This window comes from Acinetobacter sp. EKM10A, from assembly GCF_011075215.1.
Taxonomy (GTDB): Bacteria; Pseudomonadota; Gammaproteobacteria; order Pseudomonadales; family Moraxellaceae; genus Acinetobacter; species Acinetobacter baumannii.
The window spans coordinates 71276-87196 of the sequence record NZ_JAALLK010000010.1; the positions used below are offsets into that span (position 1 = coordinate 71276).

Consider the following 15921-nt stretch of genomic DNA (forward strand, 5'->3'; position numbering starts at 1 on the left):
CAAATTAATTCTTATAGTTAGGTTATGAGTTCCCCATTATTTTAATCGTGCATTCATTTGCTACTAAATAAAATTGTATACTCATCCCTAAACAATTTGATATTAGGTTTATTATTACTACAAATCAATGGATAATTTAATGAATTTTTTTAATGAATCAAATAACAATTAATATCGAAAAATACTATTTTTTTAGGCTCTCACATGTTGTATTACATTAGCGTTTTCAATATGATTAAACTGACTTTTGCCAGAGCACTAGCCTTAAAAAAGAAACGGATTTCAAAAGATTTACTACGGGGAAATCGATGTCAAAAAGAGACACTATTATAAAAACAGCAACTGCCCTTTTTAATGAAAAAAGCTATAACTCTATTGGAGTGGACAGAATTATTGCTGAATCTAATGTTGCAAAGATGACATTCTACAAGTATTTTCCTTCAAAGGAAAAGCTAATAGAATCATGCCTTTACAAGAGAAACTCTGATATACAGTCCGCTATATTAGAAAGAATCAATACCAATGACCTACCTTTAGTTCAACTCAGAAGCTTATTTAATTGGTATATTGACTGGATTTACACAGAAGACTTTAATGGATGCTTATTTAAAAAGGCAACTATGGAAGTAGTACAACTTTATCCATCCGTTAAAAATCCTATTAATGAATATAGAGAATGGCTCTATGAGCTTGTTTTTTCTATTTTAATTAAAATTCAGGTAGAAGACGCAGCTGCATTAACCAATCTATTTCTTAATATCCTCGATGGAGTTATTAATGATGGAACAATTGATAAAAATTTAATTAATGCTGAAAAAACTTGGTCTTATATTAAAAAAATAATCGATCTTGAGAAAATTGAGGAATTAGTCGCTATTTAATTTAATAACATTGAAATACTAGACTAAAAAACAAGAGTGTATACTTTTGTTTTTTAGTCTAGAAGTTTCATTTAAAAATTTTATTAAGCACTAAATATTATAAAAATTAATAAGATAATTTTTATTAAAATATTAATCAATAGAATTAGTAACAATATAAAACTCTCTCAAAAAGCTTAGACATAAACCATTAATATCCATAAAAGAGTTCTTACTCATTAGCTGTATTCACTCAAACCAACATCATAAATCTATTGGTACTAGAATAAATTACGAAATTATAATTATTAAGAAATAAATCATAGATTATTTAGTTTCTATAGATAAATTAAAAGAATAATATTTAAAACAAACTTAACAATAAAAATTTTTCTATAAAGAACTTTTTCATAAATATCTATACTAAATATTGTATTGATCATATGAGCTGTGTATTTAGAGAGCAAAATTTACGAGATATTTCATAACACCAAGCAACAGCATTGCTAGTAATTCAGCACAATGATACTTTAGAAAATCTACAATCAAGCTAACCAATGAAAAGTGCAATTTCAAAATACAATTTAAAGTAGATATACTTCACGACAAAGTTTGCTCGATATCACTTTAAAATGTCCCCTACTTCTAGCTTTTGGCGTAGTCTCTTCCGTCTCATACATATTTATGCCGGTATTTTTATTGCCCCATTTATATTTGTTGCCGCATTTACTGGCTTACTATATGCAATTACGCCTCAGTTAGAGCAATTCATCTATAAAGATGTATTAAATGTTCAGCCTTTAAATCAGATATATCCTCTAAGCCAGCAGATTGAAAGCGCAAGAAAAGTCATGCCTGCAACTGCAAAAATTACAGAAGTCAGACCATCACCAAGCCCTGTGCAAACTACGCGGGTTATTTTTTCCGATCATACACACCATCTAAATAATGAAGCCATTTTTATTGATCCTTATACGCTTTCTGTAAAAGGACAACTTGCTGTGTATGGAACCAGTGGCGTATTACCGTTACGTACATTCTTAGATCAATTACACAGCAATTTATTATTAGGAAAATGGGGACGTTTTTATAGTGAACTTGCTGCAAGTTGGCTTGGTTTTTTAACTTTAAGTGGGCTATACAGTTGGTGGAAGCGTCGCTCAAACTTCAAAAACAGACAAACAAATAAAAATCACTTATTAAAATGGCATAGTTCTATTGGGTTAGCTTTACTACCACTTTTATTGTTCATTGCGATTACTGGTCTTACATGGTCTCAATGGGCTGGTGATAATATTCGTATTGCCCGTCAATGGTTAAACTGGCAAACACCAATATTGACCACCTCACTAAATCAGATTTCATTGCCAGAAATGGCTCATCATGAACATCACGAAATGATCATGGAAACGCCAAATTTAGACATCATGCCAGCTGAATTCGATTCTGTATTAGCAATTGCTCGAGCAAATGGGATTAATTCAACAGAAATACAAATCAAACCGCCAGTTGCTGAGAACCAAGCTTGGACTGTTGCGGAAATACAGCGTAAATGGCCCACACAAGCAGATAGTATTGCGATTGATATGCATGAACACAAGGTAATCGATAAACTCGCTTTTAAAGATTATTCATTAGTTGCAAAACTTACACGCTGGGGAGTTGATGCACATATTGGGGTACTATTCGGTTGGGTCAATCAATTAATTCTGGTTCTGTATGCGCTCGGGCTATGTGTAATGATTGTTTATGCGTATAAAGCTTGGTTTAAAACCTCCAATTTAAAACTTACGACCCATCATTTTATTAACCAAACTTTGTTCGTATGGAAACATGCAATTACACAACAAAGAATAATTACGACATTAATGCTTGCTATTCTAGGGCTGAGTTTACCTATTTTTGGATTTAGCTTAGTCATCACCTTATTTATTTTGCTCATAAAAAAACAGCTCCCTCTTAAAGCTTAATAAAGCTCTGGTCTTTGCCAACTCATCAGCTTCTCGTATTAGGGAGGTGATCAGTTGGTAAAAGATTAAATGAATAAAATACCGGTTAAACAATTCCCTACTTGTAGTTTTGGCCGCTTCTTGGCAAGGTATGTGCCAGTAAAACATTAGGAATTTGTTCACATATGGCGAGTCCGGCACAAATCATTCGACATAAATTTCTCAATACATTCTTTTCACGCCACTCTATTTGGTTCTTGTGTATTTTTACTGCACTCACAATCACGTGGTTTAGAACCGTATATACACCTCATAGTATTTATTATTTTATTTCGGATACTTTACTCAACGGTTTATGGGTCGTCAGTGGCGCATTAAGCTTATTAGGTCTATATGATGTCTTACAAAATAGGCATTCAATCTTAAGAAATTACCCGATTATGGGCCATTTCCGTTTTTTATTTGAAGATATACGCCCTGAAATTCGCCAATACTTTATTGAAGCGGATCAAGATGCCCTTCCTTTCTCGCGTATGCAAAGAAGTTTGGTTTATCAACGTGCTAAAAATGAGAATGCAGATAAACCTTTTGGATCAATTATTGATGTCTATCAAGAAGATTATCGCTTTATTGTTCACTCCATTAGTCCATGTCCGCCAGCGGATCCTAAGAGTTTCCGTATTCAAATTGGTAATGCCCAATGCCTTCAACCTTATAGTGCATCCATTATGAATATCTCTGCCATGAGCTTTGGTAGTTTAAGTGCGAATGCAATACGTGCATTAAACAAGGGAGCACAATTAGGCGGTTTTTATCACGATACCGGTGAAGGTAGTCTCAGCCCTTATCATTTAGAAAATGGTGGTGATATTGTTTGGCAAATTGCCAGTGGATATTTTGGCTGTCGAACTTTAGACGGAAAATTTGATGAACAAAAGTTTGCTAAGCAGTCTCAATTGCCACAAATCAAAATGATTGAGCTTAAGCTTTCGCAAGGGGCTAAACCGGGCCATGGCGGTATTTTACCTAAACATAAGATTACTGCTGAAATTGCCGAGATCCGTGGTGTTTCCCGTGACCATGATTGTATCTCTCCTGCCAAGCATTCAAGCTTTTCGACACCAATTGAAATGATGCATTTCTTACAGAAGTTACGAACTTTATCTGGTGGTAAACCGGTAGGTTTCAAACTGTGTATTGGTCAACCTTGGCAATTTATGAGTATTGTAAAAGCAATGCTTGAAACAAAAATTGTGCCTGATTTTATTGTAGTTGATGGTTCTGAAGGTGGTACTGGCGCAGCCCCTATTGAGTTTAGTGACTATATCGGAACACCATTACGTGAAGGCCTACGCTTTGTTCATAATACACTTGTAGGTGCTGGCCTAAGAGATCAAGTTAAAATTGGTGCAAGCGGTAAAATTATTAGTGCATTTGATATTGCCAGCACATTTGCTCTCGGTGCAGATTGGGTGAACTCAGCACGTGGCTTTATGTTTGCAGTTGGATGTATTCAAGCGCAAAGTTGCCATACAAACCAATGTCCTGTAGGCGTTGCAACCCAAGATAAAGATCGCCAGAAAGCACTCCATGTACCGACCAAAGCAGAACGTGTATTTAATTTCCACAAAAATACATTACATGCATTATCAGAAATGATTGCTGCGGCAGGTTTACGTCATCCATCGGATATTAAAGCTCATCATTTAGCTCAACGGATTAATGACCGTGAAATTAAAAACTATGCTCAATTACACTTCTTCTTAAAAGAAGGTGAGCTTTTACAATCTGAACTGAAAAATGATGATGATAATTTCTATTATCGTATGTGGAATATGGCTGACGCTAATCATTTTTAATTCATACTAACTTAATAATTTGAGCATCATATTTAAAATGTGATGCTCTCTCATATTTTAAATTTATATGTGATTTTTGCTTTAAATAGCCTCTTCTTTTAGTTTGTATTTAATATATTTTTCACCTACTATAAAAGTATAAATAATATACATGCTTTAATTTTATTAAATAAATATCCTCAAACTGTAATAACAAGAAGGTGTTCACTCATGTTTAAAAAAACATTCATTCCCACTTTTATTGCTTTTGCTGTAGGGTTAAGTAGCTATGCATCGGCTTGTACACGTGCGGTATATTTAGGTAATAATCAACATATTATTACAGCCCGTTCAATGGACTGGAAAGTTGATACCGGCACAAATTTATGGATTTTACCGAGTGGTGTTGCTCGTGATGGAAGTGCAGGACCAAATTCAATTAAATGGACTTCTAAATATGGCAGCGTTATTGCAACAGGTTATGAAGTCTCTACGACCGACGGGATGAATGAAGCTGGTTTAGTCGCTAATGTCTTATGGTTAGTCGAATCTCAGTATCCAGATGTAAAAAATTCTAATAAACCATTATTAAGTATCGCAGCTTGGGCACAGTATGTACTCGATAATTTCGCAACCGTTGATGAAGCCGTTAAAGCTCTTGAGAAAGAACCCTATACAATCGTAACAGACAGCGTTCCGGGTGAATCTAGACTAACAACACTTCATTTGTCTATTTCCGATAAAACAGGTGATAGCGCAATTATTGAGTATATTGGCGGGAAACAAGTGATTCATCACAGCCGGAATTATCAAATCATGACCAACTCCCCTACATTTGATAAACAGCTTGCACTTGCTGAATATTGGAAACAAATCGGCGGTACCGTTATGCTTCCGGGTACTAACCGCGCTTCTGACCGTTTTGCACGAGCATCATTTTATATTAATGCAATTCCAAAAAATGACGATATGAAACAAGCTCAGGCTTCTGTATTTAGCGTTATTCGAAATGCCTCTGTTCCATATGGATTAAATACACAAGAAGAGCCTAATATTTCATCGACCCGTTGGAGAACTGTTGCAGACCATAAACAGATGCTTTATTTTTTTGAATCCGCTTTATCACCCAATGTATTTTGGGTGGACTTGAAGAAAATAAATTTTAAAGATGGTAAAACCCGTAGACTGGATCTCGGTCCCGAGCAGAGCCATATCTATGCTGGAGATGCGACTTCTGATTTTAAAATTGCAAAACCATTTGCTTTTTTAAGCCCAAAAACTCTTTAATAAAGGGTAAAATTTATCACCTATAAGATAAATAATATCTGCTTTCTTGGAATTACATTATGAAAAAAGCCCTATTTTTATTAGGTACTTGTTTACTTACAACAGCTTGTAGCACGACCTCATATAAATCTACTACCACGACAGCAACATCTGAGCTAAAAACAGCTGGTCATCTCAATTGCCTACCTACAGAACTTTGTCCAAGCTTACTTGTTAAATGGAATGAAAAACAGAAAAACCAAGTCCGTGTAGATGTACATTTAAGCAGTAGTTATAACTTCTATGATATTAATTCATTAGTATTTGATATTGATGGAAAACAATTTAGCTATAACCCAGCTCAAGCTACTGAGAAAACTACTGTTAGCAGATTTGTTCCTAAACACTCGACCACGTACTTTATTATTCCAAGTCAGTTCTTACAGGAATTTAAAAATGCAAAAAAAATTAATGTGTTAGTTAAGACTGATAAAGGTATTATTGAGCGGAATATGTATTCACCGCAGAAACAGTCTTCAGTGTATAAAAATTTCGTAGAACTTTATCAAAGTTTAAAATAATCATCTGATTTGATTAACTGATGCACTCAATCTATTGACTAGAATGAGTGCATTAATTTTTTAATAATAAAAATGTTTCGGCTTTGCATGTAAAAAGGCTGGAATTAAACCTGTTAAAGCCGCACGAATATCTGCACGTTCGTTAATTAATTGATGAGAACCCTCTTCTAGCATCAATAATGTTTGAAGCCTAAACTTACGGCGAATAAACTCGATGTTGTAACGCCAGTCTACTGTTTGATCTAATGCCCCTTGTGCAAGCCAGACAGGAATACGGCAAGCAGGTCGCTCTTCCATTTCCTGCATCCATTTTGACATTGCCAAAATCCAGTCCATGCCCATCATGCGTGGCTGCAATGGATCTTTTAAACGAATAAATCTTAAAAATTCAGGATTATGGTTATTCCGTCTAAAGTGTCGAGGCACTTGACGCTTAATACGACGAATAATGCCTAGACCTACCGGATTATGCCACCATGCTGTTTTAGCAGGTCGAATTAATGGTGAAAGCAATAAAACCCTATCGACGATTGGGTCTTGTCTTTTTTCTGCATACTCAAGCAAGTGATGCATCCAGATTGCCCCACCCGTACTTTGACCAATACCTACCCATGGTTTCGGTAATTGATCAGCATGTTTGACATATTGATAAACCGCCATCAAAACTTGTTGATAATGGTCAAAATTTTGAATACTTGCAGGTGAACCATTACTCAAACCATGACCAGGTAAGTCGTAGGTAATAACACTAAAGCCTTGTTCGAGTATTTCGCGAATAATGGGCTGATAAATTCCGCTATGCTCCAGATAACCATGCAATAAACATACGGTTCCTTGGATTTTGTCTAATTTAGGTTTAAAAACTTGGACATGCAGACGAAATAAAGGCATTTGGACATAGCCTTGCCAATGCTCACAGTCCAGTAAATGTAAACCGTATAATTTACGGTATGCTAAAAGCTCACGAGAAGGTTCTTCTAAGGTATTTAAATTGAGTGGGCTTAAAACTTGCGGAGTGAGTTCACGGTTCGGAACCGGTAAATCTAATTGTTTTAATACGGCAGGATTGAGAAATGGAATCTCAGACATTAAGGCACCTCTCGACAATCACTTGAACCAAATAACATGTCACGAATTGTCGCAAGTAATTCATAATTTGCACGACGACTATGATCGTAGTTTTGTGTACTCGGTTGCCAACTTGTAAGCGGGGTTGGCATTGGAGCGGTAACAGGAATAGTTTCTATCCCATTTAAAGCAAATAAACGGCGCGTACGTGGCATATGATATTCATCTGTGACCAGCATAACTGTAGGCGCACCACCTTTCTTTTGAAGTAACAATGAACTAAAGCGAGTATTCTCACAGGTATTCATACTGCGCTTTTCTAATAATTTTGCATCTACCCCACGCGCTTTCAACCATGCTTGCATATAAGGGGCTTCAACTCCACTTAGTACGATAGGTAGATGGTTTTTCTTTTCAACTTCTAAGGTTTTTTCTAGTCTTAACCGCGTATAGCTGTTAACTACAATATCTTTGCCATTTTTATCTAAAGTTAAACCACCGCCTAATACTACAATCGCATAAGGTTCTGATAACTTTTTAGGTTGAGCAGGCAGAGGGTTTTTACGAACATATTCAACTTTCTGCTCAGGCTCACTCGCCGGTTTTTGATGCTCTGGCACTACAGGTTTTCTTGCTAAAAACTCCGTATATTGCTCTGTAAGGGCTTTATTTTCAGAACTATTAATAGAAAGTGCTGCATCGATAGGACTACTTGCTTCATCGGCCGCATCAATTTCTGAATTTTTCGCAACCAAAGGAACACTCACAGCCGTCGTTTCTTTCTCTTCCTGTAGTTCTTGTTCTTTTTCTTCTAAAAGAATAATTTGCTGCAAAGCTTTATAGTTTTCTTGTATGTAACCCAAATCTGCAGTCTTATTTTCACGTAAAGCATCTTCTGTTAACTTCAAATAAGCCTGACGAGCAATCCATAAATTTGACCCCGGCTCTAAGTTGTCATGTTCACTTAATGCTGCTTTTCGCTGGCTTTCCGCAGCCACTTCATTAACATCTACCGGAACAAAATAGTTAAGTCCAGCTACAATAAGTTTTGAATAAAACGGCGAATACAAAAAAATCACGAAACAGCCTAATATTACAAATAGTACAGTAACTACTTGTACAAAACGTACCATCAAGTGTACTTTTGGCATAAAACTATTCCGTATGATTTTCAATTAAACCTAAATTGTTATAAAGCACAGGCTCTGGTTCTAACATAATTTGGAAACGCTGTTCAACATCATGTTGTACAGCTTGATAAGTTTTCTTTACATCCGCAAGAGATGCATTGGCATAATTCACCAAAACCAAGGCTTGCTTATGGAACATTCCCACTACACCGAGCTGTTTACCTTTCCATCCAGCCTGATCAATTAACCAACCAGCAGCAATTTTAACGTTACCATTAGCCTGAGGATAATGTGGAATTGTTGAGAATTGTGCGATTAATCGTTCAAATTCTTGAGTATTTACAATCGGATTTTTAAAGAAACTTCCTACATTCGGATATTCTTTTGGATCAGGTAATTTACTTTGACGAATATGAATGACCTGATTTTGTAAATTTTCAGCAGTCAGGTTATCTCCTACTGCCTGTTTTAAATCACCGTAATTTAGCTTTAGATTGGCTTGTTTAAGCAGCTTAAAGGTGACGTGAGTAATGATGTAGCGAGCTGGTTCATCTTTAAAAATGCTATGACGGTAAGAAAAATGACAATCTGCTGCCGAAATTGATCCGGTTTGTTTTAATAGACGGTCATAGACTTGTACCGACTCAATAAACTCACCAACCTCAACACCATAAGCACCAATATTTTGCACTGGTGAAGCACCAACCAAGCCCGGAATAAGTGCCAAGTTCTGTAAGCCAAACCAATTTTGCTTTGTAGTATATAAAACGAAATCGTGCCAAACCTGTCCTGCACCGACTTTAACTCGAATAAAATCCTGATCTTCAGATAAAACGTCTATGCCCTGAATATCAAGATGAATAACTAAAGCATTAATTTGTTGCGGTAATAGCATGTTACTACCGCCAGATAATACAAGTACATTTAGCTCATGCTCTTTAGCAAAAGTTAAAGCTTTTTCAATATCTTCAATAGATTTGACCTTAGTGTAATGAGAAGCTGTAACATCTAAACTTAAAGTATTGAATGGCTTAAGCTGTACTTGATTTTGAATTTGCATTGTATTGAAAAACCTGTTTTTAAACATTCAATTGTTTTTTTAGGATATTAATCCACGCCAACGCACTTGATTCACATTGGTCGAGTACACGTTCAAAGCCCTCATCTCCACCATAGTAAGGGTCAGGCAGAGCTTGTTGTGGATATTGAGGATCATGTTCACTCATTAATGCCACTTTTGCCCGAATTTGATGACTGCCAAATTGGAAGATAGCTCTTTGTAGCAAGTCGAGAATATCATCAAAGTTTTGATGATCCATTGCCAAAATCAAATCAAAATCTAAAAAGTCTTGAGTTGAAAGTTGTCTTGCCCGCAAAGAAGATAAGTCATAGCCTCTTTTTTTTGCATGCAATTGGCTACGCTGATCAGGTGCTTTATTTGGATGATAGTTACTTGTTCCAGCTGAATCGACAATGATATTGAGTTGATGCTGATCACAATAATGTCTAAAAACCACTTCAGCCGTGGGAGAACGGCAAATATTTCCTAAACAGACACATAACACCTTATACTGTGCTTCCATTAGAAATTTATTCCAACCACTTAAACTAAAAAATAAATAAGTATTTTACACGCAAAAATCTGCAAAAACCCGACAAAATTATCCATTATTATCAGGTTTGAATTGACCATTGTGACAAGCTCTCATTTTCTCAAAACTCACGCGTCTTGAAAAGTAAAATAAGAGATTTTAAAGGAATTTTCTATGTGCTCAATCCTCAACTCAATCTTGATTGTCTTTCAAGATTGAGTATCTGTAGCAATGAACACTGAAAAATCTAATAGCTTATAAATATTGCAGGATCAGTGTGAGGAAAAATTATTAAAAGAATTTGATATCAGTTGGAGTCGATATTTTAGCTGCATCGCCTAAAGGTTTTAATGAGCCATTTTTGGTATCAAAACGGAATAAGCTAATGTTATTACTATAAACATTCGTCACATACAGATATTTACCTGACTCATCAAATGAAAAAGCACGTGGTTCAATACCATTGGGCTTATAAACTTGCGGTTGACCTAACAGCCCATTCTGTTGGATTTTAAATACCAAAAGTTTGTTGTCCGCACCACGATTTGCAGCGATCACATACTTACCATTTGGACTAAGAATAATTCCACTTGCGCTCTTGAATTCAGGTGTTTTATCTTCGTGAACTAGTTCTAGCTCAGCGACTTTTTTCAAATGGCCATCTTGTACGTTAAACGTCACAATTTCACTTCGCATTTCCGCGGTAATGTATGCCTGTTTACCATTTGGTGAAAAGACCATATGACGTGGACCAGAACCATGCTTAAAACTCACATCTCGGCTCTTGTCCGCTTCAAGTGGTTGAGGCTTACTTGGGTTGTAACGAAAAGCATAGACTTTGTCATTTCCAAGATCACTTGCATATAAATACTTACCATCTGGGCTAAAAGTTGTCGAATGGGCATGGCCACTATCCTGACGCCCTTTAACATGACCAGAACCCTCCGCAAAAACAATATTTTGTACCATTTCACCCAAATGACCATTTGGTAAAATTGGCAAAACAGCAACACCGCCACGTCCTTTATCAAATGCAGAATAATTCGACACAAATAGGAATTTACCATCTAAACTGATGGATGCATGTGTTGGATGCCCGCCATGACTATTTACCGTGTTCAATACCTCTACCTTTCCGTTTTGAATCGATAATGCCGTTACCGCCCCTTCATTTTCTTCATTAGTGGTATATGCAAAACGGCCATCTTTCGATTTTACAACCCAAGATGGACTTTTCATTTGCAATACCTTAACAGGAGTTAAGGTCCCGTCAGCATTAACTTGTAGCTGGTACAAACCTTCACTGGCTTTTTCTGGTTTTTGCACAAGCGGTGCATCTGGGATAGATGTCCAGGTTCCTACTAAAGCGATTTGTTGTTGTGCTGCGTTTACTGTAGAGCCCCATCCAAATGACAAAAGCGTCAATGATAATGTTGCTGTTAATTTTTGAATTAGCTCACGATACTTAATATTTGCATATCCATTTTTGTCGGTATCCTTGCCGTATCCAGTATTGACATCAGTATCTATTTTCACATGCATATCCTTAAAAAAATTTACCTTACTTGCATTTACCAATAAGGTATTCACAATCTAATTTCATTTAATGATTTTGAAAATTAGTTTATAAAATGCCAATTTTCAAGTGAATTTTCTTTAACTAAATGCAGCTTAAAAGCACAGCTACTTTTAAGAGAATTTGCAGAATGAATCCTATAGAATGCATCTATAATAATTTTCAAAAATAAGGAAATAATGTATATGAGCCATTTTCAGTTTCAGACCGTTCCCAACATTATTTCAGGACTCGGTTCTATACAAGAATTACAGAATGTGTTGGCATCAAAAACTTACCGCAAGTTATTACTGGTAACTGATGCGGGTATGATTAAAAATCAGTTACACCTGCCTATTCTTCAAATTTTAGATACTCTTAAAATTGAACATGTCATTTATGCTGATGTTCAGGCCGACCCACCAGAGCAAGTGGTATTAGATGCAGCGAATTATGCTAAACAGCAAAATGTAGATGTTATTGTCGGCTTTGGAGGCGGAAGTTCTTTAGATGTAGCCAAAGTGATTGCCTTACTCGCACATCCTAACCAAACTCAAAACCTACAAGAAATGTATGGGGTAAATCAGGTCAAAACAGCCCGACTTCCACTTATTTTAATTCCCACTACAGCCGGTACTGGCTCGGAAGTGACGCCCATATCAATAGTGACTACAGGTGAAACGACAAAAATGGGAATTGTCTCTCCGGTACTCTATGCCGATACAGCAATTCTTGATGCAACTTTTACTCAAAATCTACCTGCCCATATTACGGCTGCTACAGGTATTGATGCAATGGTCCATGCCATTGAGGCATATACCTCTAAACATAAGAAAAATATTTATACCGATATTTTAGCGAAACACGCTTTGAAGCTGCTGAACCATAACTTACCGAAAGTTCTTAAAAACGGTAATGACTTAGAAGCACGTCAGAACATGCTGTTCGGTTCAATGCTTGCAGGTCAGGCATTTGCAAACTCACCTGTTGCTGCCGTGCATGCTTTAGCATATCCATTGGGTGGGCATTTTCATTTGTCGCATGGACATACCAATGCTTTGGTGCTGGTTGAAGTACTGAAATTTAATGCGCCCTATGCCAAACAATACTATGCAGAACTTATGCAATGGCTAGACCCATATAGCAACGGTAGCACCGATGGGTTATGTGATCTGTTTATTGACCATATGCAAAATCACTTAGACCGTAGTGGTTTGACTTTAAAACTTAGTGAGTTAGGTATTGAAGAGTCTAGCTTACCAAGACTTGCTCAAGATGCCATGTTGCAAACTCGATTACTGCAAAATAATCCACGTGACATGACAGAAGCAGCTGCTTTAGCAATTTATCAGGCGATTTATTAATGACTAAACCCGTTTTAAAAACTCGTGATCAATTTAAGTTCTTTTTAGATATTCAAACTCGCTGGGCAGATAACGATATTTACGGTCATGTGAATAATGTGACTTACTATAGCTATTTTGATACGGCAGCCAATGCTTTGCTCATCCAGAAAACAGGTTTTGATATTCATGAAGCAAAATCAATTGGTTTAGTCGTCGACTCAGCTTGTAGCTTTTTTCAAGAGTTATCATTTCCAGAAGTTATTCAGGTAGGCGTTGCGATTGGTAATATTGGTACCACATCTTTACGCTATGAATTGGCAATCTTTAAACAAGGACAAGACCAAGCATCAGCTCAAGGACATTTTGTGCATGTTTTTGTTGACCGTGAAACACGCAAGACTGTTCCAATATCCGAGTCAGTCCGTGAAGTTTTAGAGAATTTTTTATTATAAAAAATGAGGCAAAAAGAAAATAAGCTCCTCTTTTTGCCTCATCCTAACTTAGATCATTGCAGGATCACTAAAGGAATCCTCACCTGTTTCGACTCGGCCAGCAAAACGTCGGTAATAATACGGATCACTCTGGCTCGTAACTTCAAAATCATACCAATGCCCAACATCAGCCAACGACCAATGTTGCTTAACAACTTGTCCCGCTTTTACGGTCAGTTGCAATGGCGCATCTTGTCGATATGCACAAGGTTTTACTGTCAATATTGTATCCTTGGCTCCCTCATTCATGAGTTCGACATAAACATCACCATTAGCAATGTCATAGCACACTCGAATTTCAGGTTTAACACCACTATCGATAATACGTTGAGTATCCCCTTTAAAATGACGATGGTAGCCATTTGGACCAAGTACCCATAGGTCATAACGGCCTAAGTTATCGTTTAAAGCATCCCACTCATCATCTAAAGTTTTATTCGGCTCGACAATATAACGCTTTGGAATACGGTCTAAATTGAGCTTGTCATATACATGGAAAACCGCTGCCTGCTTACCCGTATTAGAAAAAATCAATTGCACCTTACCATCTGCTTTACAACGCGCACTGGTATGCAACTCATAAGGTAGCGCCCGTGATAGACGGATCCCACTTTGCTGAATGGGTAACTTAATATCCGTGGGTACAGGAACAGCTGGCAAAGCTTCTTGGTTTTCCCTTAGCGCATCTGCCTGCAGACGTGTTTGTTTACCACTCAGCTGCGGTAAAACATCTGCATTTGGTGTTTTAAAGTTAAATGCACTTGTTAAATCACCACACACTGCACGGCGGTATGGACTGATATTCGGCTCTTTTACACCAAAACGTTTTTCTAAAAACATGAGCACAGAAGTATGGTCAAAAACTTGCGAGTTCACCCAGCCACCACGGCTCCATGGGGAAATCACATATAACGGAACACGAGGGCCCGGACCATAAACTCGTCCATCAGGTGTAGGCTGAGAATGACTTCCTTCAGGTGCAGCATGATCAAAATATTCATCCTGCATATCAACACTGCTTAGTGTCGATTTACCTGCGTACTGGCCGTTTTTGAGTCGAGATGGTGCTGATGGCGATGGCATATGGTCAAAGTAACCATCATTTTCATCAAAGTTGATGAGCAGAGCCGTTTTACTCCACACCTCTGGTACAGCAGTTAATGCATCAATAATTTCTTGGATAAACCAAGCTCCTTGAACTGGGCTTGAAGGGTCTGGATGTTCACAGTAAATTGATGGCGCATTAATCCAAGAAACTTGAGGTAACTTCCCTTCACGAATGTCTCTTTTAAAAGCGTCGAGATACTCTTCTGGTTTATTGCCCGGTAGCGTATTTGCAATGCCTTTATAGAGTGGATTTTTGGCATTATCAGTAGCCGCATCATAGGCTTTATACGGTAGTTTTTGACCCGTATCAGCATATGGTTTATTCGGCTCCCCACCGCTTGAAACGGGATAACCGGATGCAATGTTGGCCTTTCTAAAAGAACGGAATGCACCCAACATATTATCGCCCCATTCATCCGGCATATTCTGATAACAAATCCAGCTTATCCCTGCTTCTTCTAATCTTTCGGCATAGGTTTTCCAAGTGTAACCACGGTCTGCCGTTGCTGGGTTACCATCAATCCAGTCCCATTCATTATTTACAAATGAACGCTTGGTCGGTGTTGCACCATTGGTACCAGTTAAATGAAAAGAGCGGTTCGCATCTGTTCCGGTGTGCATGGAACAATGGTAGGCATCACAAATTGTAAAGGCATTGGCAAGTGCAAACTGATATGGGATTTCTTTTTCTTTAAAATAGCCCATAGATATATCGGTTTTATGAGTTGGCCAGTTTGCCATACGTCCATTGTCCCACGCCAACTGACTGTCATCCCACGTATGAGGCGTACCATCTGCACGCTGTGCATTATTGGCTGTTCCATCTAAGTGAAATGGGGTTAAAACCTGACCATTACTTCTCAGCTGTTCCCAGACACGGCGACCATTTGGCAGAGGGATTGTAAAACGGTCAGCAAAGCCTCGAACGCCCTTTAACGTACCAAAATAATGGTCAAAAGATCGGTTTTCCTGCATTAAGATGATGACATGTTCAACATCCTGAATAGTGCCCGTTTTATTATTTGCAGGAATTGCTAGAGCTTTTTGAATACTCGATGGGAAAGCCGCTAACGCTGCAGCGCCAAAGCCCATATTTAAAGAGTAATTTAAAAATTTACGACGTGTAATCATGATCAAA

The 15921-nt window shown here is 37.3% G+C and carries 13 protein-coding genes; 7 read left to right on the forward strand and 6 right to left on the reverse strand.

The features are described from left to right. Nucleotides 1-308 precede the first annotated feature (308 nt). The 5 genes from G9371_RS13220 (at nucleotide 309) to G9371_RS13240 (ending at nucleotide 6494) form a co-directional block, all read left to right on the forward strand. Nucleotides 309-881, forward strand: coding sequence for a TetR/AcrR family transcriptional regulator (locus tag G9371_RS13220; RefSeq protein WP_000043926.1), 573 nt, complete (start codon nucleotides 309-311; stop codon nucleotides 879-881). Between the two features lie 611 nt (nucleotides 882-1492). After that, entirely contained in the window at nucleotides 1493-2830 is a 1338-nt protein-coding gene (locus G9371_RS13225; RefSeq protein WP_165471277.1) for a PepSY-associated TM helix domain-containing protein, read from the forward strand. A 164-nt stretch (nucleotides 2831-2994) separates the two neighbouring features. After that, nucleotides 2995-4668 (forward strand): FMN-binding glutamate synthase family protein, encoded by a 1674-nt coding sequence (locus tag G9371_RS13230; RefSeq protein WP_000157981.1) that lies wholly within the window; start codon nucleotides 2995-2997, stop codon nucleotides 4666-4668. A 210-nt stretch (nucleotides 4669-4878) separates the two neighbouring features. Beyond that, the gene (locus tag G9371_RS13235; protein WP_000474098.1) at nucleotides 4879-5934 is read left to right on the forward strand and encodes a linear amide C-N hydrolase; all 1056 of its coding nucleotides are present in this window, start codon (nucleotides 4879-4881) and stop codon (nucleotides 5932-5934) included. A 56-nt stretch (nucleotides 5935-5990) separates the two neighbouring features. Then, complete coding sequence (locus G9371_RS13240; protein ID WP_086221507.1) at nucleotides 5991-6494, forward strand: hypothetical protein; 504 nt, start codon at nucleotides 5991-5993, stop codon at nucleotides 6492-6494. 60 nt (nucleotides 6495-6554) lie between these two features. Here G9371_RS13240 and G9371_RS13245 read toward each other — a convergent pair whose 3' ends face one another. From G9371_RS13245 to G9371_RS13265, 5 genes are all read right to left on the reverse strand, one after another. Continuing rightward, nucleotides 6555-7583, reverse strand: a complete 1029-nt coding sequence (locus tag G9371_RS13245; protein WP_001290023.1) for an alpha/beta hydrolase — start codon at nucleotides 7581-7583, stop codon at nucleotides 6555-6557. Continuing rightward, nucleotides 7583-8713, reverse strand: coding sequence for a YdcF family protein (locus G9371_RS13250; RefSeq protein ID WP_165471278.1), 1131 nt, complete (start codon nucleotides 8711-8713; stop codon nucleotides 7583-7585). Before G9371_RS13250 ends, G9371_RS13245 begins: the two co-directional genes overlap by 1 nt. A gap of 4 nt (nucleotides 8714-8717) precedes the next feature. Then, nucleotides 8718-9752 carry a UDP-N-acetylmuramate dehydrogenase gene (murB, locus tag G9371_RS13255; RefSeq protein WP_002060928.1) on the reverse strand — a complete coding sequence of 345 codons (1035 nt, stop codon included), beginning with the start codon at nucleotides 9750-9752 and terminating at the stop codon, nucleotides 8718-8720. A gap of 19 nt (nucleotides 9753-9771) precedes the next feature. Next, nucleotides 9772-10275, reverse strand: coding sequence for a low molecular weight protein-tyrosine-phosphatase (locus G9371_RS13260; protein ID WP_029424729.1), 504 nt, complete (start codon nucleotides 10273-10275; stop codon nucleotides 9772-9774). A 300-nt stretch (nucleotides 10276-10575) separates the two neighbouring features. Then, nucleotides 10576-11820, reverse strand: coding sequence for a lactonase family protein (locus G9371_RS13265; RefSeq protein WP_071543220.1), 1245 nt, complete (start codon nucleotides 11818-11820; stop codon nucleotides 10576-10578). Nucleotides 11821-12045: 225 nt separating this feature from the next. Here G9371_RS13265 and G9371_RS13270 point away from each other — a divergent pair, with 225 nt between their 5' ends. Both G9371_RS13270 and G9371_RS13275 read left to right on the forward strand, forming a co-directional pair. After that, nucleotides 12046-13203, forward strand: a complete 1158-nt coding sequence (locus G9371_RS13270; protein WP_029424727.1) for an iron-containing alcohol dehydrogenase — start codon at nucleotides 12046-12048, stop codon at nucleotides 13201-13203. After that, complete coding sequence (locus G9371_RS13275; protein ID WP_023896554.1) at nucleotides 13203-13637, forward strand: acyl-CoA thioesterase; 435 nt, start codon at nucleotides 13203-13205, stop codon at nucleotides 13635-13637. The genes G9371_RS13270 and G9371_RS13275 overlap by 1 nt, the downstream gene beginning before the upstream one ends. 48 nt (nucleotides 13638-13685) lie before the next feature. Here G9371_RS13275 and G9371_RS13280 read toward each other — a convergent pair whose 3' ends face one another. Further along, a complete protein-coding gene (locus G9371_RS13280) occupies nucleotides 13686-15914 on the reverse strand; it encodes a phosphocholine-specific phospholipase C (protein ID WP_029424726.1) in 2229 nt (742 codons plus the stop codon). Nucleotides 15915-15921 lie beyond the last annotated feature (7 nt).